General features: G+C 68.6%; 28 protein-coding genes. 11 read left to right on the top strand and 17 right to left on the bottom strand.

The features are described from left to right. Window positions 1-7: 7 nt before the first annotated feature. On the bottom strand, window positions 8-964 hold the full coding sequence (locus R4823_RS04265) for a tripartite tricarboxylate transporter substrate binding protein (protein ID WP_279818099.1): 957 nt from the start codon (window positions 962-964) through the stop codon (window positions 8-10). 126 nt (window positions 965-1,090) lie between these two features. On the opposite strand from R4823_RS04265, the gene R4823_RS04270 reads away from it, so the two are divergent. The 3 genes from R4823_RS04270 to R4823_RS04280 all read left to right on the top strand — a co-directional run bounded on the left by R4823_RS04270 (window position 1,091) and on the right by R4823_RS04280 (window position 3,233). Beyond that, entirely contained in the window at window positions 1,091-2,056 is a 966-nt protein-coding gene (locus R4823_RS04270) for a LysR family transcriptional regulator (RefSeq protein ID WP_279818097.1), read from the top strand. Window positions 2,057-2,223: 167 nt separating this feature from the next. Further along, window positions 2,224-2,979, top strand: a complete 756-nt coding sequence (gene zapD, locus R4823_RS04275) for a cell division protein ZapD (protein WP_087837618.1) — start codon at window positions 2,224-2,226, stop codon at window positions 2,977-2,979. A 38-nt stretch (window positions 2,980-3,017) separates the two neighbouring features. Continuing rightward, a complete protein-coding gene (locus R4823_RS04280; protein ID WP_338617601.1) occupies window positions 3,018-3,233 on the top strand; it encodes a DNA gyrase inhibitor YacG in 216 nt (71 codons plus the stop codon). Between the two features lie 7 nt (window positions 3,234-3,240). Here R4823_RS04280 and R4823_RS04285 read toward each other — a convergent pair whose 3' ends face one another. Continuing rightward, the gene (locus R4823_RS04285; RefSeq protein WP_087837620.1) at window positions 3,241-4,149 is read right to left on the bottom strand and encodes a LysR substrate-binding domain-containing protein; all 909 of its coding nucleotides are present in this window, start codon (window positions 4,147-4,149) and stop codon (window positions 3,241-3,243) included. A gap of 120 nt (window positions 4,150-4,269) precedes the next feature. On the opposite strand from R4823_RS04285, the gene R4823_RS04290 reads away from it, so the two are divergent. Both R4823_RS04290 and R4823_RS04295 read left to right on the top strand, forming a co-directional pair. Next, window positions 4,270-5,418 carry an FAD-dependent monooxygenase gene (locus tag R4823_RS04290; protein WP_338617602.1) on the top strand — a complete coding sequence of 383 codons (1,149 nt, stop codon included), beginning with the start codon at window positions 4,270-4,272 and terminating at the stop codon, window positions 5,416-5,418. Window positions 5,419-5,479: 61 nt separating this feature from the next. Next, window positions 5,480-6,442, top strand: coding sequence for a tripartite tricarboxylate transporter substrate binding protein (locus R4823_RS04295; RefSeq protein WP_087837622.1), 963 nt, complete (start codon window positions 5,480-5,482; stop codon window positions 6,440-6,442). 46 nt (window positions 6,443-6,488) lie between these two features. Here the strand turns inward: R4823_RS04295 and R4823_RS04300 are convergent, their stop codons facing one another. From R4823_RS04300 to R4823_RS04340, 9 genes are all read right to left on the bottom strand, one after another. Further along, window positions 6,489-7,568 carry a thiamine phosphate synthase gene (locus R4823_RS04300; RefSeq protein WP_338619115.1) on the bottom strand — a complete coding sequence of 360 codons (1,080 nt, stop codon included), beginning with the start codon at window positions 7,566-7,568 and terminating at the stop codon, window positions 6,489-6,491. Window positions 7,569-7,742: 174 nt separating this feature from the next. Next, window positions 7,743-8,639 (bottom strand): ATP-binding protein, encoded by an 897-nt coding sequence (locus R4823_RS04305; RefSeq protein ID WP_254914557.1) that lies wholly within the window; start codon window positions 8,637-8,639, stop codon window positions 7,743-7,745. 189 nt (window positions 8,640-8,828) lie between these two features. After that, window positions 8,829-9,530, bottom strand: a complete 702-nt coding sequence (locus tag R4823_RS04310) for an isochorismatase family protein (protein WP_338617603.1) — start codon at window positions 9,528-9,530, stop codon at window positions 8,829-8,831. Window positions 9,531-9,534: 4 nt separating this feature from the next. Next, window positions 9,535-10,755: an FAD-dependent monooxygenase gene (locus R4823_RS04315; RefSeq protein WP_338617605.1), complete on the bottom strand. Its 1,221-nt coding sequence runs from the start codon at window positions 10,753-10,755 to the stop codon at window positions 9,535-9,537. After that, on the bottom strand, window positions 10,752-11,222 hold the full coding sequence (locus tag R4823_RS04320; protein WP_338617607.1) for a (2Fe-2S)-binding protein: 471 nt from the start codon (window positions 11,220-11,222) through the stop codon (window positions 10,752-10,754). Before R4823_RS04320 ends, R4823_RS04315 begins: the two co-directional genes overlap by 4 nt. 38 nt (window positions 11,223-11,260) lie before the next feature. Next, window positions 11,261-12,130, bottom strand: coding sequence for an FAD binding domain-containing protein (locus tag R4823_RS04325; RefSeq protein WP_338617609.1), 870 nt, complete (start codon window positions 12,128-12,130; stop codon window positions 11,261-11,263). After that, complete coding sequence (locus tag R4823_RS04330; protein ID WP_338617611.1) at window positions 12,130-12,915, bottom strand: SRPBCC domain-containing protein; 786 nt, start codon at window positions 12,913-12,915, stop codon at window positions 12,130-12,132. Before R4823_RS04330 ends, R4823_RS04325 begins: the two co-directional genes overlap by 1 nt. 10 nt (window positions 12,916-12,925) lie before the next feature. Continuing rightward, a complete protein-coding gene (locus R4823_RS04335; protein WP_338617612.1) occupies window positions 12,926-15,232 on the bottom strand; it encodes a xanthine dehydrogenase family protein molybdopterin-binding subunit in 2,307 nt (768 codons plus the stop codon). 15 nt (window positions 15,233-15,247) lie between these two features. After that, window positions 15,248-16,231, bottom strand: coding sequence for a tripartite tricarboxylate transporter substrate binding protein (locus R4823_RS04340; protein ID WP_338617614.1), 984 nt, complete (start codon window positions 16,229-16,231; stop codon window positions 15,248-15,250). A gap of 117 nt (window positions 16,232-16,348) precedes the next feature. Between R4823_RS04340 and R4823_RS04345 the strand changes: the two genes are divergently transcribed. Then, on the top strand, window positions 16,349-17,101 hold the full coding sequence (locus R4823_RS04345) for an IclR family transcriptional regulator (protein ID WP_338617615.1): 753 nt from the start codon (window positions 16,349-16,351) through the stop codon (window positions 17,099-17,101). 3 nt (window positions 17,102-17,104) lie between these two features. On the opposite strand, the gene R4823_RS04350 is transcribed toward R4823_RS04345, so the two are convergent. The 6 genes from R4823_RS04350 to R4823_RS04375 form a co-directional block, all read right to left on the bottom strand. After that, entirely contained in the window at window positions 17,105-18,148 is a 1,044-nt protein-coding gene (locus R4823_RS04350; protein ID WP_338617617.1) for a 2,5-dihydroxypyridine 5,6-dioxygenase, read from the bottom strand. Further along, window positions 18,145-18,960 carry an alpha/beta hydrolase gene (locus R4823_RS04355; protein ID WP_338617620.1) on the bottom strand — a complete coding sequence of 272 codons (816 nt, stop codon included), beginning with the start codon at window positions 18,958-18,960 and terminating at the stop codon, window positions 18,145-18,147. Before R4823_RS04355 ends, R4823_RS04350 begins: the two co-directional genes overlap by 4 nt. A gap of 298 nt (window positions 18,961-19,258) precedes the next feature. Next, on the bottom strand, window positions 19,259-20,485 hold the full coding sequence (argJ, locus tag R4823_RS04360) for a bifunctional glutamate N-acetyltransferase/amino-acid acetyltransferase ArgJ (RefSeq protein WP_338617623.1): 1,227 nt from the start codon (window positions 20,483-20,485) through the stop codon (window positions 19,259-19,261). Window positions 20,486-20,536: 51 nt separating this feature from the next. Continuing rightward, entirely contained in the window at window positions 20,537-21,820 is a 1,284-nt protein-coding gene (hemL, locus tag R4823_RS04365; RefSeq protein WP_087837624.1) for a glutamate-1-semialdehyde 2,1-aminomutase, read from the bottom strand. 2 nt (window positions 21,821-21,822) lie between these two features. Then, window positions 21,823-22,506, bottom strand: coding sequence for a thiamine phosphate synthase (gene thiE / locus R4823_RS04370; protein ID WP_132979031.1), 684 nt, complete (start codon window positions 22,504-22,506; stop codon window positions 21,823-21,825). Next, on the bottom strand, window positions 22,503-23,393 hold the full coding sequence (locus tag R4823_RS04375; RefSeq protein WP_132979030.1) for a hydroxymethylpyrimidine/phosphomethylpyrimidine kinase: 891 nt from the start codon (window positions 23,391-23,393) through the stop codon (window positions 22,503-22,505). Before R4823_RS04375 ends, thiE begins: the two co-directional genes overlap by 4 nt. 135 nt (window positions 23,394-23,528) lie before the next feature. On the opposite strand from R4823_RS04375, the gene R4823_RS04380 reads away from it, so the two are divergent. The 5 genes from R4823_RS04380 to R4823_RS04400 are packed head-to-tail and all read left to right on the top strand — an operon-like array spanning window position 23,529 to window position 26,182. Then, on the top strand, window positions 23,529-23,693 hold the full coding sequence (locus R4823_RS04380) for a rubredoxin (protein ID WP_087780643.1): 165 nt from the start codon (window positions 23,529-23,531) through the stop codon (window positions 23,691-23,693). A gap of 27 nt (window positions 23,694-23,720) precedes the next feature. Next, a complete protein-coding gene (locus R4823_RS04385; protein WP_087837627.1) occupies window positions 23,721-24,287 on the top strand; it encodes a YqgE/AlgH family protein in 567 nt (188 codons plus the stop codon). Further along, window positions 24,280-24,690 carry a Holliday junction resolvase RuvX gene (ruvX, locus tag R4823_RS04390; protein WP_087837628.1) on the top strand — a complete coding sequence of 137 codons (411 nt, stop codon included), beginning with the start codon at window positions 24,280-24,282 and terminating at the stop codon, window positions 24,688-24,690. Before R4823_RS04385 ends, ruvX begins: the two co-directional genes overlap by 8 nt. A 12-nt stretch (window positions 24,691-24,702) precedes the next feature. Further along, window positions 24,703-25,242, top strand: a complete 540-nt coding sequence (gene pyrR / locus R4823_RS04395) for a bifunctional pyr operon transcriptional regulator/uracil phosphoribosyltransferase PyrR (protein ID WP_087837629.1) — start codon at window positions 24,703-24,705, stop codon at window positions 25,240-25,242. Continuing rightward, window positions 25,187-26,182, top strand: a complete 996-nt coding sequence (locus R4823_RS04400) for an aspartate carbamoyltransferase catalytic subunit (RefSeq protein ID WP_087837630.1) — start codon at window positions 25,187-25,189, stop codon at window positions 26,180-26,182. Before pyrR ends, R4823_RS04400 begins: the two co-directional genes overlap by 56 nt. The last annotated feature ends 3 nt before the right edge of the window (window positions 26,183-26,185 follow it).

Consider the following 26,185-nt stretch of genomic DNA (forward strand, 5'->3'; position numbering starts at 1 on the left):
CCGGGCTTTACTGGATGTCCAGCTTGCGGATCAACGTGTCCCAACGCGCACGCGTGTCGCGCAACCACGCCGTGGTCTGCGCCGAGTCGGCCCAGAACGGCGTCACCGCCATCTGATCCAGTTGCCGGCGCACTTCCGCGCTTTCCAGGATGTCGTGCAGCAGGCCTTCCCACTTCGTCACCACGGCCGCCGGCGTGCCGGCGGGAAACAGGACCACCTGGCTGAATCGCACGTCGAAGTCGGGTACGCCCTGTTCCTGCGCCGTGGGGACTTGCGGCAACTGGGGATTGCGGATGGCGGCGGACGTGGCCAGCGCCTGCAGCGCGCCGGACCGGACATAGGGAAGGGTGTTGGACGAGGCCACGAAGGCCAGCGGCACGTGGCCGGCCACCACGTCCGACAGGGCGGGGGCGTTGCCCTTGTAGGGCACGTGCGTGCCGCGTATGCCGGTGCGGGCCTTCAGGAGTTCGAAGGTCAGGTGGCCGGGCGAGGCCAGGCCGGCCGAGGCGTAGGTCAGGTCCTCCTTCCTGGCCCGGTCCAGGAAGTCGCGGAAATCCTTCAGCCCCAGCCTGGGGTGGGCCACCAGCACCTGCGAGGTGGTGCCGAAGATGCCGGCCGGCACGAGATCGCGGTAGGGGTCCAGTCCCATGTTCCGGTAGACCGACGGATTGATCGTCAGCAGGTGGTCGACGCTGACCAGCGCCGTATAGCCGTCCTTGGGCGAGCGCGCGACGTATTCGGCGCCGATGTTGCCGCCGGCGCCCGCCCGGTTCTCGACGATGACGGGCTGTTTCAGGCGCGATGCCGCCTGTTCGGCGATCAAGCGGGCGATCAGGTCCAGCGGCCCGCCGGCGGCGAAGTTGACGACCAGCTTGACCGGATGGTCGGGATAGTCGGCGGCCCGCACCGAGGGCGCGGCGGCAACGAGGGAAAGCACGAGGAAAAGGCGCGCAAGCGGTCGCATGGGGTGTCTCCGTGGAAGGGGGGCGGGCTGGCTGGAGCCAGTCTGGTCGGCGCCGTGCCGGCATTATGGGAACGGAGAGGTATTTGTTTCCAATGATAAAATGCCGCTCTGTCATACATAAAATTCATGGCAATGGACTGGACCCGGCGCCTGCGCATCCGGCAGCTCGAAGTGCTGAGCAGCCTGGCCGACACGTGCAATCTCAGCCACACCGCCGAACGTCTCTGCATGACGCAGCCGGCCCTGTCCAAGTGGCTGGCCGAGCTCGAGGCCGAACTGGGCGTGCCCCTGTTCGAGCGCCATTCGCGCGGCCTCGTGCCCACGCGTTTCGGCGCCGCCATGGCCGAACATGCCCGCGTCATGCTGGCCGAGGTCGAGCGGGCCAGTCATGCCATGGCGCTGATGGCCGAAGGGGCGGACGGGCACCTGTCGATCGGGGTGACGGCCACGGTCTCGACCGGCCTGCTGCCGGACAGCGTGGCCTTGCTGCTGGCCCGGCGTCCCGAGACCCGGCTGTCGATCACCGAGTCGACGCTGGACCAGCTTCTGCCGCCCTTGCTCGAGCGCCGCCTGGATTTCGTGGTCACGCGCCTGGAGGGCGATGCCATCGACGATCGCCTGCGCTGCACGCCGGTCTATGGCGAAAGCATCGCGGTGGCCGCGCCTCCCTCGCACCCGCTGGCCGGCCGCCGCGGCCTGGCCTGGACGGATCTGGAAGGATGCGGCTGGGTGGTGCCGCCCCAGGGCAACCCGCTGCGCCGCGAGCTGGACGCCGAGTTCGCGCTGGCCGGCCTGCCCGCGCCGCGCTACCGGGTCGAGGCGGTCGGCATCCTGATGCTGGTGGCCATGATGCAGCGGGCCAACCTGCTGACCGCGCTGTCGCGCCGCGTGCTGGGCTACTTCCAGGCCGCCGGGCAGCTCGTGGCGCTGGACCTGCCCACGCGCCGGCAGGGCATGGTGGGCATCCTGCGCCATCGCGACGCGCCCGACACCGCCTTGCATCGCGACTTCCACGAGGCCTTGCTGGAAGCGGCCGGCGCGGCGGGCGTCACAACTCGAAACCGCATTGCCGAGCCGCCTGCTTCAAAGTAAGGGGTGATCGGGCCACGGTTGAGTGTTTTTCCGGTGGGCTCCGTACCTACAATGGAGGTGTTCCGAAGCGCCCGCGCAAGGGCCGTTCGGAAGCGGGCGCGGCAAGTGTCGCCGTGTCCATGCCGTACAGGTATATTTCTACGAAATTCCGATTCCGGACGGTCTACGTGGTTCTTTACGAATACCCATTCAACGAGCGCGTCCGTACGCTGCTGCGTCTGGAAAGCCTCTTCGACAATCTGTTCTTCTTCGTGCGGCAACCGGATGCCCGCGGGCATCACGTCGCATTGACCACGCTGTTCGAAATCCTGGATGTATCGGCGCGCGCCGATCTCAAGTCCGATCTGCTGCAGGACCTGGAGCGCTATCGCCAATCCCTGAGCTCGCTGCGCGAGCATCCCGGCGTCGATCGCCAGACCCTGGACGTCATGCTGTCCAGCATCGAGCAGGCCACGGGTTCGCTGGTGGCACAGGGCAAGACCGGCCAGCCGTTGCGGCAGAACGAATGGCTGACCAGCATACGCAGCCGCCTGGCGATCCCGGGCGGGGCGTGCGAGTTCGACGTTCCTTCCTTTCATGCCTGGAAGCACAAGCCTGTCGAGCATCGGGTCCAGGATCTCGCCCAGTGGGTCGAGCCCTTCCTGCCCATACGCGACGGCCTGGCCATCGTGCTGAAGATGCTGCGCGAATCGGGCCGCCAGGTCGCGGTGGTGGCCGAGGGCGGCGCCTTCCAGCAGATGCTGGGAGGCAAGGCCTATCAGTTGCTGCGCATCTACGTCGACGAGGCGCTGGGCGTGTTTCCCGAGGTCAGCGCCAACAAGTACATGGTGTCGGTGCGCTTCTCGTCGCAGGGGGGCGACCTCAAGCCCCAGCCGGTGGTGGCCGACGTGCCCTTCCAGCTGACGCTGTGCAACAGCTTCTAAGCGCGGCGGCCCCTTCGTCCGCTGGCTACAATGCTGCCATGGTCAAGAACGTCAAATGTCCCACTTGCGCCAGGCCGGCTCCGTGGAGCCCCGAGAACGCCTGGCGGCCCTTCTGTTCCGAGCGCTGCCGCCAGATCGACCTGGGGGCGTGGGCGGCCGAGAAATTCTCCATTCCCGGCGCGCCGCTGGAGACCGACGACCTGAGCGGCGACACCTCGGGGCGCCTGTTTCCTCCGCCGCAATCGGTGAACTGAACGGGCCCTAGGCGTTGGCCAGCAGTGCCCGGATGTCCAGCGACCGCAGCAACTGCATGGTTTCCCGCGTCAACCGGGTCAGCGGCTGCAGCCGTGCCGTGCACATGATCAGATTGTTGTGCATGGACGGCGTGTGCACGCGGGCCGTGGCCAGCGTGCCGGCGCGCCGCTGCGGTCCGATGGCGCTGGCCGACAGCAGCGCGTAGCCTTCGCCGCTTTCGGCCAGCGCCACCATGGTGTGGACCGCGTTGACCTCGGCGACGATGTTCAGGGCGATGCCGCGCCGGCGGCAGGCGGCATCCACCACCGCGCGGATGGTGTTGGGCTCGCAGGGCAGGATCAGCGGATAGTCCGCCAGGGCATCGACCGGCAGCGATTCGGGCAGCCGCTCGCCCGGACCCGGCACGCATCCCACCAGCATCAGTTCCTCCTGGAATACCGGTTCGTAGTCCAGCGTCTCGCCGGGGGCGGGATCGTACAGCAGCGCGACATCGACCCGGCCTTCGTGCAGCCATTCCCTCAGGCTCACGCTCAGCCCCTCGGTCACGGTCAGCGCGGCGCCCGGCAGGCGTTCGCGAAAACCGCGCACCAGGCTGGGGGCCAGCAGGTGGGCGATGCGCGGCGGAAAGCCGACCACGATCTTGCCGCGGGGCACGGCCTTCAGTTCGTGGATTTCCTGGCGCGCGGTGGCCAGGCGGGCCAGGACGACCCGGGCGTGCTCCAGCAGGCACCTGCCCGCCTCGGTCGGCTCCACGCCGCGGCCGTTGCGGTACAGCAGGTGCTCGTGCAGCTCCACCTCCAGCAGGCGGATCTGCCGGCTCAGGGAAGGCTGGGTCATTTCGAGCACCATGGCGGCGCGCGTGAAGCTGCCGGCATCGACGACCTGGACGAAGTACTCGAGTTGCTTGATATCTATGCCTGTCTCGCGTTACATAGAGAAGTTCTATAGCTGCTAGAGCTGTTCTGCAATTTACTCGATATGTCCCGACTTCAATAATGGGCGCTTCCGCAAAGGCGGACCCATCGGAGGCGTTTCATGAAGAAGTCGGAGTTGCCGGTTGCGATCATCGGCGCGGGTATAGGCGGGCTGGCGGCGGCGACCGCGCTGCGCGCCCAGGGCGTGGAAGTGCAGGTCTACGAACAGGCGCGGCAGTTCGCGCGCATCGGCGCGGGCATCCAGATGACGCCCAATGCCATGCGGGTGCTCGATGGGCTGGGGCTGCGCCCGCAACTGGAATCGATCGCCTTCGCCCCCCGGTCGTCGTTGAACCGCGCGCACGACACCGGCGCCGTGACGAACGAGTTTCCGCTGGCCGGCGCGGTCCTGGAGCGCTATGGCATGCCCTTCCTGGCCATGCACCGGGGCGACCTGCACGCGGCGCTGGCGGCGCGGGTACCGGCGGCGCACATCGCGCTGGGCAAGAAGCTGGTGCACCTGGACCAGGGCGATGGCGAGATCGCATTGCGCTTCGAGGATGGCACCCAGGCCCGCGCCCGCGCGGTGATCGGCGCCGACGGCGTGCATTCGCTGGTGCGCGAACTGCTGCTGGGCGAGGAGCAGCCGAGTTTCACCGGCCGCGTCGCCTACCGGACGACGTTCCCGGCCAGCCGGCTGGGCTCGCTCGACATCGGCCAGTCGCGCACGAAATGGTGGGGACCGGACCGCCACATCGTCATCTATTACGTCACCCGGAACCAGGACGAAATCTATTTCGTCACCAGCCAACCCGAGGATGCCGGCTGGCTGACCCCTGAATCATGGTCGGCCAAGGGCGACCTGGAGGTGCTGCGGGCAGCCTATGCCGATTTCCATCCCGACGTGCGCGCGGTGCTGGCGGCATGTCCGGACGTGCACAAATGGGCGATCTTCCAGCGCGATCCGCTGCCGAGCTGGGGACGGGGCAACATCGTGCTGATGGGCGACGCCTGCCATCCGATGACGCCCTACATGGCCCAGGGCGCGGCCATGGCATTGGAGGACTCGGTCGTCCTGGCGCGCTGCGTGGCCGCCCACCGCACCGACCTCGATGCGGCGTTCCGCCTGTTCGAGCAGGTTCGCAAGCCCCGCACGTCGGCGGTGCAGGCCGGATCGAGCGCCAACAACTGGATGCGCGAGTCCACCAATCCCGATTGGGTCTACGGTTACGACGCCTGGAACGTGTCCCTGGACGCGGGCGCGCAATAAGCCTTCGCCGGACGGAGCCGGGAGGCCGGTGCCCGTCCGGCGCATCAAAATAGGAGACAGCATGAAGACACGCATCAAGACTTTCGTCGCGGCCATGATGCTCGCGGCGGTCCCGGCCCTGGCGGCGCACGCCCAGTATCCGGACCGGCCCATCAAGCTGGTGGTGCCGCACGGGCCGGGGGGCGTCGCCGACACGGTGTCGCGCATCTTCGCCGATGCGCTGGCGCGCGAGCTTAAGCAGCCGGTCATCGTCGAGAACAAGGCCGGTGCCAGCACCATGATAGGCGCCGAGTACGTCGCCAAGGCCGCCCCGGACGGATACACGCTGTTGATGGCCTCGGTGACCACCTTGTCGATCAATCCTTCGCTGTATCCCAACATCACCTACGATCCCAAGCGCGACTTCGCGCCGGTCTCCATGGTCGCGGCGCTGCCGTTCTACCTGATGGCCAGCCCCACGCTGGGCGTCAAGAACGTGAAGGAACTGGTCGCGCTGGCCAAGTCCAGGCCGGGGCAGCTCAACTATTCGTCGCCCGGGTCGGGCACGTCGCCGCACCTGGTGGGCGCGCTGTTCGCTTCCATGACCGGGGTCGACACCCTGCACGTGCCGTACAAGTCCACCGCCTCGGCCGAGGTCGATCTCAACGCCGGCCGCATCCATTTCGCCTTCACCGGTTCGGGCATGGCGCCGATCCGGTCAGGCCGGGTGGTCGGCCTGGGCGTGACCAGCGGCGAGCGCCTGGCGTCCATGCCCGAGCTGCCCACGCTGAAGGAACAGGGCCTGGACCTGGAGGCGACCGTCTGGAACGGCGTGGTCGCGCCCGCCGGCACCTCGCCGGAGATCGTCCGCAAGCTTGCCGACGCATTGGCCCGCATCGCGCGGTCGCCGGACATCAAGGAGAAAGTGCAGGCCCACGGCGGCATCGCGGTGGGCAATACGCCCGCCGAGTTCAAGCGCCTGATCGACACCGAGGCCGCGCGTTGGGAGAAAGTGATCAAGGAGGCCAGCATCACCGTGCAGTGACGCGGCCGGGAGGCCGGCGGAAGGGGCCGCCGGTCCGTCGCCCGGGTCAGCCGCCCCAAAAGCCGCTGATGCCCGCGATGCCATGCGCGCCGTGCGCCAGGGCCGTCGCGCGCGTGTCCGCCGACTGCCCGCCCAGCGCGAGCACCGGCAGGCCGGCGTGCAGCGCCAGCGTGCCGAAGGTCTCCCAGCCCAGGCCGGGCTGGCCGGGATGCGAGCGCGTGGGCAGCACCGGCGCCAGCACCGCGAAGTCGGCGTCCAGCTGGCGCGCGCGTTCCAGTTCCGCGACATTGTGGGCCGATACGCCCAGCATCGCGCCGGGCGGCAGCTTGGGGCGCTGGGCCGGGACGTCGGCGGCGCGCAGGTGCACACCGTCGGCATCGGCGATCCAGTCGCGCGGATGCGCGCTGTTGACCAGTACCCGCGCGCCGGCCGGCCGGGCGCGTGCCACCACCTGTTTCAGCACCTGGCGCAGCGCGTCGTCCGCCGCGCCGCCGGGCCAGTCCGGTTCACGGAACTGGACCAGCTTCAGGCCCGAGGCCAGCGCGGCATCCAGGCGCCGCAGGAAGGCATCGACGTTGCCGGGCGAGCCGATATGGGTGATGGCATAGGTATCGGGCACGTGCAGCCACCGCAGCGGCGGCAGCGTGGCCGGCAGCAGGGGGCCGATGCGCGGCTCCAGCGCCAGTCCCAGCGCGTCCTCCGGCGACTGCGCGCGCGCCTGGGCCGTTTCCAGGTCGGTCGGCTGCTCGCCCCGGGCGATGCGCGCTTCCAGCGCCTTCACCCGTTCCCCGTGATCGCGCCGCGCCGCCTGCACCTCGGCCTCGCTCGCGTCCCGTATCCGCCCCCATTGCAGGGCCTGCGATTCCAGCCCCCGGGGCTCGCCTTCCCAGCGGGTGACCCGGCAGAAATAGAGCCTGACGGTGGCGTGCGAATAGGCGTGCACGTGCGTGACCCAGGTCGACGACTCCAGCACCGTCACCCCCAGTTCTTCCTTCAATTCCCGCGCCAGGGCCTGCAATATCGTCTCGCCCGGCTCCAGCTTGCCCCCCGGCAGCTCCCACCATCCCGCATACGGCTTGCCTTCGGGCCGCTGGCCCAGCAGCAACCGCCCGTCCGGCTGCAGCATCACGCCCACCGCGACATCGACGACTTTCACCCCAGAACCCAGAGACCCCATAATCCTTCCTAAAATGCAATCCACACAAGAACAATACCCAGGGCACAGCGGATCCGGCTCCGCCGGTCCGCCAGTGCCGCCCCCTGGGGGGCGCGCGCAAGCGCGTAGGGGGGAGCCCTCCTGTCAGCGCGTAGGGGGGGGGACCTCCCTCCCGGCCCAATCCTTGGCGAACTGCCAGGCGACCCGGCCGGAACGCGAGCCGCGCTCGAGCGTCCATTGCAGCGCGGCCGTACGCGAGCGCGCGATGGATTCCTCGCTGCATCCCAGGTCGCGCAGCCAGTGCGCCACGATGTCCAGGTAGTCGTCCTGCTTGAACGGATAGAACGACAACCACAGTCCGAAGCGCTCGGACAGCGAGATCTTTTCCTCGACGGTCTCGCCGGGATGGATCTCGCCGTCGCTCTGGTGCTTGGCCTGCAGGTTCTCGTGCATGTACTCCGGCATCAGGTGGCGCCGGTTGGACGTGGCGTAGATCAGCACGTTCTGGGTCGATGCGGCGATCGAGCCGTCCAGCACCGACTTGAGCGCCTTGTAGCCGGCCTCGCCTTCCTCGAACGACAGGTCGTCGGCGAAGACCAGGAAGCGCTCGGGCCGCTCGGCCACGGTCTCCACGATCTCCTGCAGGTCGCCCAGGTCGCTCTTGTCGACTTCGATCAGGCGCAGTCCGCGATCGCCATACGTGGCCAGCATGGCCTTGACCAGGGAACTCTTGCCGGTGCCGCGGGCGCCGGTCATCAGCACGTTGTTGGCCGGCTTGCCTTCCAGGAACTGCACCGTATTCCGGTCGATCACTTCCTTCTGGCGATCGATGTGCTGCAGGTCGTCCAGGTCGATGCGCGCGATGTGCCGCACCGGCTCCAGCCAGCCTCGCGTTCCGCGCTTGCGCCAGCGGAAGGCGTGGGAATTCCAGTCCACGGGGGGCGGGGCGGGGGGGAGCCAGGCTTCGAGCTGGGCGAGGACGCCCTCGGCGCGTTTCAGGAAAGAGGCCAGATCGACAGGTGGGGAAGACTCGTTCGGCACAGCAGCGTTCCTATCTTCGGCCGGAGCCGCGCAGGCCCCGGATCGTGTTCTTGAACGACGGATTCCGGCCCGGGCAGGGGCGCCGCCGGGGCCGGAATCCATCTACGGCACCGGGTATTGCACCATTTTTTTCGATGGCGCGCCCGGCCAGCCGGGCGGTCGATGCCGCAGCCGTAGCCGGGCCAAGGGCTACGGACGCTGACGCAGGAGGCCGATCAGCTCGTCCGTCGGAAGGACGTCCGCGTACTTGCTGGCCATGTCGAACAGGTTGACCGCGTGCGACACCTGCGAGCGGTCGTACACCGCGTCCTGCGGCACCACCACCTTGAGGTTCATCGCGCAGGCGTCCACGGCCGTTGCGCGTACGCAGCCGCTGGTCGTGCAGCCGGTGACGACCACGGTATCCACGCCCAGCCCGACCAGATAGCTCGCCAGCGGCGTGCCGTGGAAGGCGCTGGCCTGGAATTTCGGGATGGTGATTTCCCCGGGGCGGGGGCTGACTGGTTCGACGAACTGGTAATCGCGCAGCGGTACGTCCATGACGCCGGGCACCTTGCGTTCGAATTGGCCCAGGTCGTGCGACTTCTTGGGCGCGACGTAGGGATAGAGCACGGGCGCTCCCAGTTCCCGGAAGGCCTCCAGCAGCCGGGAGATATGGGGGACGGCGCGCCAGCCATGTTCCCCGCAGCTCGTCGGCATGGCCTCGATGGCCTGCGCGATGGGCATGGGCTCGTAGCCCATGGAGCGGTATTGCACGTCTATCACCAGCAGCGCGGGGTGCCGGCCGATACCGCCGGGCGCGCCCCAGCCCGCCTTGCGGTAGATAGCAAGTTCTTCTTCGGGAATGATTCCGTCCCAGGGGCGGGGCCGGTGGTCGAGGACATCGGTCATGGTTCTAGATTTCCACCGTGGTAGCGTCGTATTGCAGCAGCCAGTCGTAGCGGTCGCGCACGGCTTGCGGCGACCATTGCTTGCGAATGTAGGGCCAAGCCGTCTCGGGATTTTCCAGTTCCTTGCTGTGGAAGACCGACAGCATGCCCAGGGAGTCGGCCTTGGTACGGTTGGCGCGCGAGATGCGGGCCGCATCGTAGCGTTGGAGCGCGCGCGCCGTGTCGGTGCCGTCCTGTTCCAGGCAGCGCGCCAGCACGAAGGCGTCCTCCATGGTCAGGTTCACGCCCATGCCCAGATAGGGCGTCATGGAATGGCAGGCGTCGCCTACCAGCGTGACGCGGCCGGCGGACCAGGATTCGAGCGGGTCGCGCACGAACAGGCCCCAGCGGAACAGGTTCTCGGACGCCGTGAACAGGTCGATGATGTCCTGGTGCCAGCCCTTGAAGTCGTCCAGGGCGTCGGCAAGCGCGCCGGGTTCCGACCACGATTCCGTGTGCCAGGTCTGGCTGTCGACCTGCGCGGAGAAACTGACGAACAGCTCGCCCTGGCGCTGAACGGGATAGGTCGTCACGTGTGCGGTCGGCCCGACCCAGGTGGAGGCCAGCGGCTGGCGATGCTGGGGCTTGAGCTTGCCCATGGGGGCCAGGCCGCGCCAGGCCGCCGCGCCGGTGTAGCGCGCGGGCGCGGTGCCGAAGATGGACTGGCGCACGCGCGAGTGCGCGCCGTCGCAGCCGACTACCAGGTCGCCCTCGGCGTAGCCGCCGTCGTCGAATAGCAGGCGGGCGCGGTCGCCCACGGTTTCCGCGCCGACCGAGCGCCGGCCGAAATGGAAGGCGTCCGGCTTTTGCCGCAGGACAGCCTCGTACAGGACGCGCTGCAGTTCCGCGCGCAGCACCTGGATCAAAGTGTGGTCGACCTTGGAGGCGCCGGCGTCGCGGTTGTAGACCGAATGCCCCTCACCCGTCTTCCAGAAGCGGATCAGGCGATCCTCGGGTGACAGGTTGATGGCCTCGATGGTCTCCTTCAGGCCGAGCGCTTGCAGCACGCGCGCGCCGTTGGCCGAAATCCAGAGGCCGGCGCCGACCTCCCGGAGCTCGGATGATTGCTCGTAGACTTCGACGTCGAAGCCCTTCTGGAGCAACGTCGCCGCCAGCGTGAGGCCTCCCATGCCGGCCCCGGCGATGATCACGCGCCGTTTGCCGGCGGTGGACTGCAAAGTACTCATTGGTCCTCCGGTTGGTAAGAGGATGGGTTGTGGATGAGATCCAGGATGGCTTCCATGATCTTCACGTAGCCCGTGCACCGGCACAGGTTGCCCCGCAGGTAGTGGCGGATGTCCTGTTCGGTCGGCCGGGGGCAGCGCGCCAGCATGGACTTGACCGCGAGAATCATGCCGGGCGTGCAAAAGCCGCATTGCAGCGCGCCGTGGGCGATGAACGCGCGCTGCACGGGGTCCAGCTTTCCGTCCCGGGCCAGGCCTTCGATAGTGGTGACGGCGCGGTCGTGCACATCGGCGCACAGCGTGGTGCAGCTGGACGCAGGCTGGCCGTCGACCAGGACGGTGCACGCGCCGCACACCTGCACGTCGCAGGAGCGCTTGGTGCCGGTCAGCTTCAACTGGTCCCGCAGGACGTCGATCAGCATTTCGCGCGGCTCGACCTCAACGGCGCAGGGAGCGCCGTTGAGCGTCATGGCTATGCGCGTCAGCGGAAATTCTTGTTCATCAGGGCTCATGGCTGGGGCAGGCATGCGGAAAGGGCGCGCTGGGCGAGGACGGACACGAGATGGCGTTTGTAGTCGGCGCCGCCATGCAGGTCGTCGTGGGTATCGATATCCGCGGCATCGGCCGCGACGGCGGCGCGCAGACCCTCCCAGACGGAGGCGGCGGGCAGGTCGGGCGCGAGTCCGGCGGCGGCCTCCTGGGCGCGTTCCAGGCATACCGGCCTGGCCGACAGGGCGCCGGCCCACAGGCTGAGCCGTTGCGGGTTGTCGGTGGACCAGACGGCAGCCACACCCACGGCGGGCCGCTCGGTATGGCCGAAGGATCGATAGGCCGAGCGCGTCCCCGTGGACTGCGGCGCGATCTCGATCGAGGCCAGGATTTCGTCGTCGGCGCGGGCGGTGGTGAATTCCCCGAGGTGGAAATCGCGCGAGGGGATCTCGCGTTCGCCATCCGGCCCGGCCAGCACGACCCAGGCATCGAGCGCGCACAGTAGGGTGGGCGCATCGGCGTGCGGCTCGGCGAAACAGAGGACGCCGCCCAGCGTGCCGGCGATGCGCACACGGATGTTCGCGACCTGTTCGCTCAGTTCCGCGTAGCCTGGCAGCAGCTCGCGCACCAGCGGGTCGTTGGCGATCGTGTCGTGGCTGGTCAGCGCGCCTATCGACAGCGTGCCGTCGCTGCGGACCCGGATGCCTTTCAGGCCGGGAATCTGCTTGAGGTCGATCACGTGCTCGTAGCGCAGCACGCGGGCCTTGAGCGCGACCAGCAATTCCGTTCCACCGGCATGAAAGGCGGCGGCATCGCCGAATGCGGCTTTCAGCGCGATCGCCTCGTCCAGGGTGGCCGGCCGATGCAGGGTGAATCGGTGGGCGCGCATCAGTCGCCTCGCTTGCCCAAGCTGGCGGCCGCACCCAGCAGTGGAGCTGCCAGCCACCACCAGGGAGACTGGCCGAAGGCCACGGCGCCGTGGGCGACAGCCACCGCGACGGCGACATTGATGCCCAGGCGCGGCCACTGGAAGACGAGTTCGGTGCGGCGAGGCGGCGCGCTGAGGCCGGCCACGGGCGCCGGTTGATGAGTGGATGCGCGCGAGCTCCGGCCGTTGCCGGCTGCGGAAAGAGACGTCGCGGCCTGGGCCGGCGCGGCCGGCAGGGGAACTGCCGCTGCGGCGTCGGGCATGGCCGCAGCGGCGATGCCCGCGTCCAGGCCTGACAACTCCGCGCGCAGGCGCCGTTCGAACTCTGCGAAGAGCTCCTCGGAACGCTTCTTGACGATGGGATAGCCCAGCGATGCCAGCCGTCCCGCGACCTGCATGCTGGCGTCCACTCCCAGCCGGCACTCGGCCTGGCCGGCCTCGCCGCTTTCTTCTAGGACGACGTGCATGCGTACGTCGATCGTCGTGCCGGTGCGCCGGTCGGTGCCGCTGGCGTGCAGCACGACCTGGCGCTCGGGCTCGTGCGATTCGATCACGATGCGGGTCGGCACCTCCAGCCTGAAGGGGCCGATCTTCTGCATCATCACGGCGGAGAACGCCTTGAAGGGTTCCTCCTCGACGACCTGCTCGCATCCCGGGATCAGGCCGGCGACACGCTTGACGTCGAAAAAGATGGTCCAGAGCCTGGCGGCGGTGGCGGGCAGTACGGCGTCTATTCTGAAGTCCATGGCATGCGTATCAATGGTTGTCGGGTGGGGCTGCGTCTTTTTCCCGCAGGGCGCGCCAGACGCGTTCGGGCGTGAGCGGCAGTTCCTTCACGCGCACGCCCCATCCCTGGAACAGCGCGTTGGCCACGGCGGGTGCCACGGGCAGGATGCCGCCCTCGCCGCCGCCGCGCGAGCCGAACGGCCCGGGGCCATCGCCGCTTTCGAGCAGGGTGGTACCGACCTGCAACGGCAGGTCCTCCATCGACGGCACCTTGTAGTCGAACAGCGTGCCGTTGATGACCTGGCCGTCGGCGTAGACGTATTCCTCGGACAGCGTGTGGCCCAGCGCCATGATCATGGCCCCTTCGTCCTGTCCCTCGGCCGCCTTGCGGTTGAGCACGCGGCCCAGGTCCGCGGCGCCGCCGGCGCGCAGGACGCGGATCGCGCCGGTTTCCTCGTCCAGCGTGATCTCGAAGGCGCCGGCGCCGGTTTCCCAGAACAGCGGCGCGCGCCGGAAGTCTCCGTCGTTGGTGCCGGAGTCGATGCGTCCCACACCCAGGAATTCGCCGGCGGCCATGCCGTTGAAGCGACGCAGCAGTTCGAGAAAGGGCAGCGAACCGTCCGGGCCCGCCACGCCGCCGGCCTCGATGCGATAGGCTTCCGGCGCGCCGCCCAGTACCTGCGCGGCCATGGCCTGGACCTGGCGCACGATGTCTTCACAAGCGCGTTGCACGGCCAGGCCGATGATCACGGTCGAGCGGCTGGCGCCTGTGCCCCAGTCGTAGGGGGCCTGCATGGTGTCGGGTTCGGCGACGCTGATCGCGCGTAGCGGCTGGTCCAGCGCGCGGGCGGCCACGATCCGCAGCACGCCGCGATTGCCCTGGCCGATCTCGACCGTGTTGGCCGAGACGTTGACCGAGCCGTCGGCGCGTAGCCGTACGATGGCGCCGCCCAGCGGCACGATGCCGGGGTCGGTCGCCCCGACGGCGACACCCAGCCCGCGCCGGCCCGGGTGTCCGGTATCCGGCAGATCCTGCAGCGATTGCAGCGCCGCGTGCAGTGAACGGCGCATGTCGACGTCCAGCGGCCGCAGGTCCGGCTTCAGCGTCTGGCCCTTGTCCGCCATGTTGAACAGCCGGAACTCCACGGGATCGCGGCCCAGCGCCGCCGCGATGATGTCCATCTGGGATTCGGTTGCCCAGACGGCCTGTGGTCCGCCTATCGAGCGGAACGCGGCGCCCGGCACGGTGTTGGTGTAGACGCCCACGGCCTCGAGCCGCAGATTGGGGATGTGGTACGGCCCGATGGCGCGGATCGCGGCCTTGACGGCGATGGCCGGCCCGGTGTCCGCATACGCGCCGCCATTGAGCAGCGCACGCACGGACTTGGCGACGATGCGTCCGCTGCCATCGACCGCTGTCTTGAGCGTGATCTCCGCATCGAGCCGGCGGCAGGTCAGCATGGACTCGGCGATCGACAGGCACAGGCGTACGGGCGCGCGCGCCTTCCAGGACAGCGCCGCCGCGAGCGGGTCTACCTTGACCGAGGCCTTGCCGCCGAAGCCACCCCCCACGTAGGGCGAGTGCACGCGCACGCGCGACAGCGGCACGCCCAGGATTTCCGAACAGACGCGCTGGACGGCGGTGGGAGTCTGGCCGCCGCTCCAGAGTTCCAGCGAACCCGGCTGCCAATGCGCGACGCAGACATGCGGTTCCATCGCGTAATGGAACACCATGGGGAACGAGAAACTGTCCTCGAACACGCGTACGTCGCTCTTGAAGGCCGCATCGACGTCGCCGCTTTCATAGGTCCAGTTCTGGAACTGGTTGGTGCCGGGCAGCGGCGTGCATTCGCCACGGAAGTAATAGTCCTTGAGCGGCTCCATGTTCTCGTGCACCAGCGGCGCGCCAGCGGCCAGCGCCTCTCGCGCGGTGGTGGCATGAGGCAGGGGGTCGTAGCGGACGACGATGGCTTCGAGCGCGTCCTCGGCCGTGGCTTCATCCACGGCGGCCACGGCCGCCACCGGGTCGCCCACGTAGCGCACCTTGTCGAGCGCGATCACCGGGCGATCCCGCAGGGAAAGTCCCCAGCGTATCGCGCTGCCGGGAAGGCGATGGAGATCGTCTCCGGTCAGCACGGCGACGACGCCCGGTATCGCCAGGGCCGCGCGGACGTCGATGCCGGCGATGCGGGCGTGGGGCACGGTGCTGCGCAGGATCTTGCCGTGCAGCATGCCCGGAACGTGCACGTCGCTGGCGTAGATGGCGGTGCCCGTCACCTTCTCGAGGTAGTCGGCACGAGGTTCCTGGCCGAGAGGAAGCGGCGTTTTCGCATGCATGAGAGGATGCCCGGCCTATTCTTCGAGCGAGATCTTCGCGCGCGAGATCACTTCCTTCCACATGGCGGTCTCGGCCGCCTGGCGCTTGACGACGTCCTCGGGCCTGCTGGAGGCTGCCTCCACGCCCACGGCGCCCAGTCGTTCCTTGACCTCGGCCGATTGCATGGTCTTGGCGATCTGCGGCACGACCTGCGCGAGAACGTTCTTGGGCACGCCCTTCGGCGCATACAGCGCGAACCAGGTGACCGCATCGAACCCGGGCAGTACCGTTTCGGCCAGCGTGGGTACGTCGGGCAGCGCGAGCGAGCGCTGCGGCGTCGTCACGGCCAGGGCGCGGAGCTTGCCGGCCTTGATATGGCTGAGCACGGCAGGGCCTTGCTCGATCGCCATGGTCACGCGGCCGGCCAGCAGGTCGACCACCATGGGGCCGCTGCCCTTGTATTGCACCGGAAACACGTCGACGCCGGCCCGCTGCTTGAACAGCTCCATGAACACGTGCTGCGACGTGCCGATGCCGGCCGAGCCGTACGGGAGCTTGCCGGGGTTGGCTTTCAGGTGCGCGACCAGTTCCTGGATGGTGTTGACCGGCAGCGAGGCGGGAACGACCACGTACGAAGGGTTGAAACCGAGGATGGAGACCGGCTCGATGTGCTGGTAGACGTTTTCCATCCGCTTGCTGAGCAGGGGCAGGATGGAAAACATGGACGAGGCGCCGATGACGAAGGTGTAGCCATCGGCCGACTGGCGCGAGGCATAGTCGGCGCCGATGATGCCCGAGGCGCCCGCGCGGTTCTCGACCACCGCGGGTTGGCCGAGCTCTGACAGGCCATTCGCGATGGACCGCGCGTACAGATCGGTGGCGCCGCCCGGCGGATAGGGCGCCACGATCGTGATGGGCTTGCTGGGATAGGTCTGGGCCAGGGCCGGGCCCGCGGCCGCGGCAATGCCGAGGCCACAGACTGCGGCCATCGCGATGTTCTTCCAGTTGCAGTTAGACATGGGTTCGGCTCCGCGTGAAAGGGGTGAGTGGGGTGACCGCAAAAATTCTGTCTAATGGAATTCAATTCTGTAGTACGGTACGATACAATGTCAAGAAATTTATGACAGGTGGGACCCATGCCGTCCGACATGGACAATGACCAGAAGTCCGGAGGCGTCGCCGCCGTGGAGCGGGCGTTCGCCATCCTCAACGCCTTCCGTGCCACGGATACCTCGCTCACGCTCAATGAAATCGCCCTGCGGACGGGCATGTACAAGAGCACCATCCTGCGGCTGATCGCCAGCCTGGTGCACGAGCACTGCATCGTGCGCCTGGACGACGGTTCGTATCAGTTGGGATCGATGCTGCTGCACTGGGGCGGGCTCTACCAGGCCGCGCTGCGCCTGGATGACCATGTGCCGCCCATGCTCAGGCGGCTGGTGCAGGAGACCGAAGAGGGCGCTTCGTTCTTCACGCGCGAAGGCAATCTGCGCGTGTGCCTGTTCCGGGTCGATTCGCCCCGGTCCGTGCGCGACCACATCCGGACCGGCGACCTGTTGCCGCTGGACCGCGGCGCGGCGGGACGCGTGCTGCAGGCCTTCGACCGCATGCTGGTTCCGCCCGACGAGTTTCCGCGCCAGCCCTACATCTTTACCGTGGGCGAGCGCGAGCCGGACATCGCCGCGATCGCGGCGCCGGTGTTCGGACCGCAGCGCAGCCTGAGGGGTGCCCTGGCCATCTCGGGGCCGTCGGTCCGTTTCGCGCCGGAGCTGCTTCCGGCCATGACGAACGCGCTGCTGAAGGCGGCAAGCGACCTCACCCGTCGGCTGGGAGGCGACGCCACGCCTTTCGAGCGCTGGGAAAGGGAAGGAGGCGCGACGCCGCGCTAGCGGTCAAGCCGCGGTCACCACGCGCATGGCCGGGTGGACGATGTCGCCGTCCTCCAGGATCCGCTCGCCGTCCAGCCACAGGCTGCACCGCCGCATCGGCAGGTCCAGGTGGCAGGCGGTATCGTTGGTCCCACCCACTTCCAGGTTGGGCCCCAGCGAGAACAGTACGTTGCCGTAGAACGAAAGCGCGTTCATCACGTGTTCGCCGGGCAGGTTGCGCGTGACCGAGAACTGGTACCAGCGGGCCTTTTCGTTCAGGCCCCAGCCGATGTGCGAGACTGCGTAGGCGCGTGGATCGCCGAAGCTGTCGATGTAGCTCTTGATGAGTTGCGCGTCCATGCCGGTGCCAGAGATGTCGACCACGTAGCCCTTCTCGATCCGCAGCGTGACGGCCGACTCGACGTATTTCTTGAATGCGCACAGGATGTCGCCCGGCTGCAGCACCACGGTACCGTCGACCCCGCCGTCGTCGCCTTGCGTGAACGAGAAGCCGGACGGGAAGTGGTCCCAGCGGCCGGGCTCGAACGTATACCCGTATTCCGAGATTACCGGGTACTGCCCCAGGCGGTAGGTGACGTCCGTTCCCGCGGCCGAGGCGAAGCGCAGCTCGCGCGCCCGCTCCAGCATGCCCTTGGCGTGTTCGACGCGGCGTCGCAGGTCTTCGGTGGGGAACATCTGCTTCAGGACGTGGAAGGGCTCCATGACCCGGAGGATGCGCACGCCGGCTGCCTGGATCTCGGCCTGCTCGCGCGAGAACAGCAGGCCCACCATGTCGATGACCATGTCCGCGGATTTCAGCGTCCGCATGGCCAGTTCGTTGCCCACCAGCGGATGGCGTCCCTGCACGCCCACGGCATTGCGCTCGCCGCGGCGCACGTTCAGGTTGAACGTGGTGGCGCCCAGCCGCCCGGCAGCGGCCATGAAGGCATGGGCGTTCTCCTGCCATTCATCGTCCGCCGTCAGGACGACGAGGTTTTCGCCGGGCTTGACGCCGCACAGCTTCAGTTCGTTCGTGAAGACTTCCAGTACTTCCGCATCCAGTTTCAATCGAGGCTCCCTTCGATGGTGTGGCGATGGCGATCCAGCATGCCGTCCAGTGCCTGGCGGAACGCGGCGAAGTTCTCCGCTTGCATCTGATGGCCGACGCCGGGCAGCCGAACGGAACGCAGGTCCGCGCGCCGCCGGTGCATCTCCGCCAGGTCGGTGTCGTCGACCACGCCGCCGTCTCCCGCGCAGATCAGCGATAGCGGTTCGGCCACGCGCTCCATGTCGGCGAACATGTCCTGGCCGTGAAAATCATCGTAGGCGGCATGAACCGCGCGTTCGTCACAGGTGGGTAGCCATTGCGCGCGAAGTTGCTGCAGGTCGGCGGGCCATGGGTTGGCGCCCGCCTGCAGCGCCTCGCCCCGCCGGGCCGCGCGCAGCATGGCCAGCGTGCGCGCCTTCGGAACCGGGTACGGCCGACGGCCGGGGCCGCTGGTAGGCGGATCCACCAGTATGAGCTCGCCGAACAGTCCCGGCGAGGACGCCGCCGCCCGCAACGCGATGCGGGCGCCCATGGAGTGGCCCACCACGGTCGCGGCTTCCCGCGCCATGGCCTGGGCGAAGGCGACGACGTCGGCGGCGCAGGCGTCGAAGCCGTAGTCCAGGTGGGGACCCGACTCGGACAACCCCCGGCCCCGCACGTCCAGGATGAAGCACTCGCGGCTTTCCGCCAGCCAGGCGCCTACATGGCACCACAGCATGGCCGGGCTCACGATGCCCGGAATTATCAGGACGCAGGGACCGCTGCCCGGGAAGTGCAGATAATGCTGCCGGATGCCGTTCACGCGTAGGTGCGCGCCGCTAGCCATGGTCATGGGTCCATAAAAATAGAATGAAATTCTATCAAACAGAATATTGGAGTCAATAAAAAACGGCAACGCGGCGGGGGGCGTCAGCGCGTATGAGAAGATCTCACTTCGCGTTGGGGAGCCTGGGCGCGTGCAGGGCGATCAGGGTGAGCGCAGTTTCAGCCCCTGGCGCAATGGAGTGATCTGTTTTTAGCCTTAAGGACTGATGTGACGGTCTTATAAGGCCAGGATGCGGTGGATCCGGCTCCGCCGGTCCACCCGCATCGCCCCCTTGAGGGGGCGCCCGAAGGGCGTAGGGGGACCTCTACGACCTGTAGTCGGCGTTGATGCTCACGTACTCGTGCGAGAAATCGCAGGTGTACACCGTCTCGGTCACTTTCCCTCGGCCCAGCGAAATACGCACGGCGATCTCGGCCTGTTTCATCACGCGCTGGCCGTCTTCTTCCCGGTAGTCGGGATTGCGTCCTCCATTCTTCGCTACCCACACGTCGTCCAGCCACAGGTTGACCCGGCCCACGTCCAGGTCGTCGATGCCGGCGTAGCCGATGGCCGCCAGGATGCGTCCCAGGTTGGGGTCCGAGGCGTAGAAGGCGGTCTTGACCAGCGGCGAATGCGCCACCGAATACGCGACCTTGAGCGCCTCTTCCTGGCTGCCGGCGTCCTCGACCCGGATGGTCATGAACTTGGTCGCGCCTTCGGCGTCGCGCACGATCAGTTGGGCCAGCTCGGTTGCCGCGGCCTTCAGCGTGGCCAGCAGCTCGGGGTAGAGCGGATCCGACTCGGACTCGATGCGCAGGCCCGCGCGGCCGGTCGCGGCGATGATGAAGGAATCGTTGGTCGAGGTGTCGCCGTCCACCGTGATGCGGTTGAACGAGACGTCGGCGACCTGGCCCGCCATGCGTTTGAGCAGGGCGGGGGCGATGGCGGCGTCGGTGGCCAGGAAACCCAGCATGGTCGCCATGTTGGGCCGGATCATGCCGGCGCCCTTGCTGATGCCGGTCAGGGTGATCTGGTGGCCGCCGATGTTGGCCTTGCTGGACACGATCTTGGGCAGCGTGTCGGTGGTCATGATGCCGTGCGCGGCCTCGGTCCAGTTGCCCGGCGCCAGCGCCTTGACGGCGGCCGGCAGGCCGGCCTCGATGCGATCCACCGGCAGCGGCTCCAGGATCACGCCGGTCGAGAACGGCAGGACCTGGCGCGGGTCCAGGCCCAGCAGCTTCGCCAGCGCGTCGCAGGTGGCGCGGGCGGCGGCCAGGCCGGGCTCGCCCGTGCCCGCGTTGGCGTTGCCGGTGTTGATGACCATGGCCCGGATGGGCAGCGACTGCGCCAGGTGTTCCTCGCACACCTGGACCGGGGCGGCGCGGAAGCGGTTGCGCGTGAATACGCCGGCCACGCTGGTGCCTTCGGCCAGCCTGAACACGGTCAGGTCGCGGCGGCCGGCCTTGCGGATGCCGGCTTCGGTGACGCCGATTTCGACGCCGTCCACCGGAAAGACGAGTTCGGGAGCGGGAATGTGCAGATTGACGGCCATGGCTGTCCTCGCGGAGCGGAAGGGGCGGGGCGCGGCCTGCGCCCCGCCGGATCAGGGATTGAGTTCGGCAAAGGCCTCGCCGGCGATGGCGACGGTCCGGGCGATGACGTCGTCGTCGTGGGCGATCGAGACGAAACCGGCCTCGAACGCAGACGGCGCGAAGCTTACGCCGCGCACCAGCGCGGCGTGGAAGAATTTGTTGAACGCGGCGGTGTCCGAGGCCGAGACCTCGGCCAGCGAGGTCGGCACCGTGTCACGGAAATACAGCCCGAACATGCCGCCCACGTGGTCGGCGCTGAAGGGCACGCCCGCGCTGGCGGCGGCCGCGCGCAGGCCTTGCACCAGCTTGCCGGTCTGGGCTTCCAGCTTCTCGTAGAAGCCCGGTTCGGCCAGCAGCCGCAGGGTGGTCAGGCCCGCGGCCACCGCCACCGGGTTGCCCGACAGCGTGCCGGCCTGGTAGACGCCGCCCAGCGGGGCGATGTGGGCCATGATGTCGCGCCGGCCGCCGAAGGCGCCGATGGGCATGCCGCCGCCGATGACCTTGGCCAGGGTGGTCAGGTCGGGCACGATGCCGGTGCGGCCCTGCACGCCCTGGGGGCCGACGCGAAAGCCGGTCATGACCTCGTCGAAGATCAGCACCGCGCCGTAGCGGGTGCACTGGTCGCGCAGCGCCTGCAGGAAGCCGGGCACGGGCTGGACCAGGTTCATGTTGCCCGCCACGGGCTCCACGATCACGCAGGCGATTTCGTCGCCGTACTGCCTGAACGCGGCTTCCACGCCGGCGATGTCGTTGTAGTCCAGTACCAGGGTGTGCGAGGTGAACTCGGGCGGCACGCCGGCCGAGGTCGGGTTGCCGAAGGTCAGCAGGCCCGAGCCGGCCTTCACCAGCAGGCTGTCGGCATGGCCGTGGTAGCAGCCCTCGAACTTGATGATCTTGGCCCGGCCGGTGTAGCCGCGGGCCAGCCGGATCGCGCTCATGGTCGCCTCGGTGCCCGAGCTGACCAGGCGCACCTGCTCGATCGAGGGCAGGCGGTGCACGAGCATCTCGGCCAGCTCGACCTCGGCCTCGGTGGGGGCGCCGAACGACAGGCCGTTGACGGCGGCCTCCTGCACGGCCCGGATCACTTCCGGATGGGCGTGGCCCAGGATGGCCGGGCCCCACGAGCCCACGTAGTCGATGTACTGCTTCTTGTCGGCATCCCAGGTGTAGGGACCGGCGGCGCGTTCGATGAAGGGAGGGGTGCCGCCCACCGAGCGGAAGGCGCGCACCGGCGAATTGACGCCGCCGGGAATGGTGCGGCAGGCGCGTTCGAAGAGTTCTGCGTTGCGGATCATGGTCATGCCTTGTTGGGGTTGCCGGCGGGGTCCTCGGCCCAGGCCTGGGCGAAGTCCCGCGCGGCGGCTTCGATGTCGTCGGCGCCGAACAGCGCGGTGATGACGGCCAGCGCGTCGGCGCCCGCCGCCACGGCCAGCCGCGCGTTGGCCGGCGTGATGCCGCCGATGGCGACGATGGCCGGCCGGCCGGCGCCGGGGCGCCGCAGCCCGCGTGCCTCGGTCAGGCAGGACAGCGGGGCGTGCACGGCCGCGGGCTTGGTGGGGGAGTCGAACACCGCGCCGAAGGCCACGTGGTCGGCGCCCGCGGCCAGCGCGGCACGGGCGCGCCCGATCTCGTCGTAGCAGGAGGCGCCCACCAGCAGCGCCGGTCCGCCGGCCTGGCGGGCCTGGGCGATGTCGCCGTCCTCGCGCCCCAGGTGGACGCCGTCGGCGCCGGCCTCGATGGCCAGCCGCCAGTCGTCGTTGATGACCAGGAGCACGCCCAGGCGGTCGCAGGCGGTTCGCAAGGCCCGTGCCTGTTCCAGCCGCTTGGCCGGCTCGGCCAGCTTGCGGCGCAGTTGCACGGCGCGCAGGCCGCCGCGGGCGGCCGCTTCCACCGCGGCCACCAGCCGGGCGGTGTCGTCCCATTCGGGCGTGATGCCGTACAGGCCGCGCAGCGGGTGGTTCAGGGCGGGATCGGTGCTCATGGCGCGGACTCCGTGGAATCGGGCGCTGCCTCGTCGCCGGCCGCCGCCTGCTCGCCCTGCTTGGCCCAGAAGAAACGGTCGGGCAGCAGCCGGCCCATGCCGGGCTGGAAGCCCGAGGCCAGCGCCTGCCAGGTGTATTCCTGGGCCTCCGCCGTGGCGTCGCGCACGTCCATGCCGCTGGCCAGCAGGGCGGCCAGGGCCGCCGACAGGGTCGGGCCGGCGCCCCGGAAGTTGCCGGGCAGCCGTGGCCAGCGGTATTCGCCCGCCGGTTCGGCGGCCGTGTCGCCGCCGCCGCGCAGCGTGTTGACCACGATGTCGCCGGGCTGGTGCAGGCCGGTGGCCAGCACCCAGGCCGCCCCCCGGCGCAGCAGCGCCTGGGCCGCGGTCTCGTCGGCCGAGTCCAGGTCCAGCAGGCCGTCCGCCACCAGTTGCTCCAGCCGCAGGCTGTCGGCCACGACCAGGGTCGACTGGGGCACCAGCAGTTCGATGGTGGCGGCCATGATTTCCTCGGCCGAGTCCTCGGTTTCCGCGTCGTCCGCGTCCGGGGGATCCGCCCCCAGGTGCAGCACCACCGGGACGGCCGAGTAGTCGGCCAGGATCTCGGCCACGGCCGCCACCGCCTCGGCCGAGAACAGCCCGCCGATCTTGAAGGCCCGCACCGGCATGTCCTCCAGCAGGCTGCGGGCCTGGTCGTCTATCCATTCGGGCGCGACGGCTTCGCCGTCTTCCAGCCCGGCCGAGTCCTGCACGGTATAGCCGGTCAGCACGGTCAGCGCATGGCATCCCATGCTGGCACAGGTCAGCAGGTCGGCCTGGATACCCCCGCCGGCGCTGGGGTCGGAGGGGGCGAAGGTCAGAACGAGGGGAGGCGTGGGGGCGGCTGGCAACGAAAAGTCTCGAAAGGCGGGGCCGTCCGGCGGGATCCGGGCGGGGCCCACGGTGTTTCGGTAAGATGCGAGATTCTAATGGATGCCCGATGGTTCCCGGTCCGCGGGGACAGGGCTTGGTAAGATTGAGCGACGATGCGTACCTGGATGTGTCTGATTTGCGGCTGGATCTACGACGAGGCGGCCGGCCTGCCGGAAGAGGGTATCCCTCCTGGAACGAAGTGGGAAGACGTGCCGCCCAATTGGGTTTGCCCCGAATGCGGCGCCCGCAAGGAAGATTTTGAGATGGTCGAGATCTGACCCGCCGCGGGCGTTTACAATTCAGGTATGAGCGAACGCGCCAATATCGATCTCACGAACCAGTTCCTGATCGCCATGCCGGCCATGGCCGATCCGAACTTTGCCGGCGCGGTCATCTATGTATGCGAACACACCCCCAAGGGCGCGCTGGGCCTGGTCATCAACCGGCCCACCGACCTGACCCTGGCGGGCCTGTTCGAGCGGATCGAGCTGTCGCTGGACGATTCCCCCCAGGCGGCGTCCCCGGTGTTCTTCGGCGGGCCGGTCCAGACCGACCGCGGCTTCGTGCTGCATGCCCCGGTGGGCGACTACAACTCCTCCATCAAGGTTGGCGACCTCGCCCTGACCACCTCGCGCGACGTGCTGCAGGCGGTTGCCGACGGCCAGGGGCCCGGCAAGCTGCTGGTCACCCTGGGCTACGCGGGGTGGGGCGCGGGCCAGCTCGAGGACGAAATCTCCGAGAACGCCTGGCTCAGCGTGTCGGCATCGTCCGACATCATCTTCAACGTTCCGCCGTCCGAGCGTTTCGACGCCGCGCTGGCGCTGCTGGGCATCGCCCCGATCATGCTGGCGGGCGAAGCCGGCCATGCCTGACGAAACGCTGCTCGCCTTCGACTACGGAACCCAATTCATCGGCGTTGCCGTCGGCAATACGCTGACCGGCCACGCGCGTCCGCTGGAAGTCATCGCCAACACCACGCGCGAGGCACGCTTCGGCCGCATCGAGCAGTTGCTGGGCGAATGGCAGCCGTCCCGCCTGGTGGTGGGCCTGGCGCTGGATGCCGACGGCGGCGAGCAGCCCATGACGGCCCTGTGCCGGCGTTTCGCCAACCAGTTGAACGGCCGCTACGGCCTGCCCGTGGAACTGGTGGACGAGCGCGGCACCAGCCTGGCCGCCCAGTCCGAGATGGGGGCGGCCGGCCGCGGGCTGCGGGTGGACGCGGTGGCCGCCGCCATCATCCTGCAGAGCTACTTCGACACGCCCCGTTCTCCCTGATCCGAGACTGCCATGAACCCAACTCCTCCCAACCTCGACGCCGAGGCGCTGTATGCGCGGCTGCGCGATGCCGTGCGCAAGCTGCTGGACACGCTGCCGGCCGACCGCACCCACCTGGTCGGCATCCATTCCGGGGGATCGTGGATAGCCGAGCGGCTGCACCGCGACCTGGGCCTGCCCGAGGCGCCCGGCAAGCTGGACATCAGCTTCTATCGCGACGACTTCGCGCGCATCGGCCTGCATCCCCAGGTCAAGCCCTCCGACATCGCCTTCGACGTGGACGACAAGCACCTGGTCCTGGTGGACGACGTGCTCTACACCGGCCGCACCATACGCGCCGCCATGAACGAACTGTTCGACTACGGGCGCCCGGCCTCCATCCGGCTGGCCGTGCTGGTGGACCGGGGCGGGCGCGAGCTGCCCGTGGCCGCCGACTTCGCCGCGGCCACCGTCGATCTGGCGCCGGGACAGAGCCTCGTGCTGTCGCGCGCCGGGGATGCCTTCAAGATCGATTTCGAAACCCTGCCGCCCCAGGAGCCGCACCATGCGTAACCCGCAGCTCAACAGCAACGGCGAACTCACCCACCTGTTGACCGTGGAGGGATTGCCGCGCGCGATCCTGAACCAGATCCTCGATACCGCGGAATCCTTCGTGCCCCTGGCCGACCGCGAGATCAAGAAAGTGCCGCTGCTGCGCGGCAAGAGCGTGTTCAACCTGTTCTTCGAGAACTCCACGCGCACGCGCACGACGTTCGAGATCGCGGCCAAGCGCCTGTCGGCCGACGTCTACAACCTGAACATCAACGCCTCGTCGGCCAGCAAGGGCGAGTCGCTGCTGGACACCATCAACAACCTGTCGGCCATGCAGGCCGACCTGTTCGTGGTGCGGCACGCCTCCAGCGGCGCGCCGCACCTGATCGCCCAGCACGTGGCGCCCCACGTGCACGTGATCAACGCCGGCGACGGCCGCCACGCGCACCCGACGCAGGGGCTGCTGGACATGTACACCATCCGTCACTACAAGAAGGACTTCACCAAGCTCACGGTGGCGATCGTCGGCGACATCCTGCATTCGCGCGTGGCCCGTTCCGACATCCATGCGCTGACCACGCTGGGCGTGCCCGAGGTGCGGGCCATCGGTCCGCTGACGCTGCTGCCTTCCGGCCTCGAGCAGATGGGCGTGCGCGTGTTCACCGACATGGCCGAAGGCCTCAAGGGCGTGGACGTCATCATCATGCTGCGCCTGCAGAACGAGCGCATGCGCGGCGCCCTGCTGCCTTCCGCGCAGGAGTACTTCAAGCACTACGGCCTGACGCAGGAGAAGCTCGCGCTGGCCAGGCCCGATGCGATCGTCATGCACCCCGGACCGATGAACCGCGGCGTGGAGATCGATTCCCCGGTGGCCGACGGCAAGCAGGCCGTTATCCTGAACCAGGTCACGTTCGGCATCGCGGTCCGCATGGCCGTCATGAGCATCGTCGCAGGAGCCTGACCC

It is taken from the genome of Pigmentiphaga sp. CHJ604, assembly GCF_036972535.1.
In the GTDB taxonomy this organism is placed as follows: domain Bacteria; phylum Pseudomonadota; class Gammaproteobacteria; order Burkholderiales; family Burkholderiaceae_B; genus Pigmentiphaga; species Pigmentiphaga daeguensis.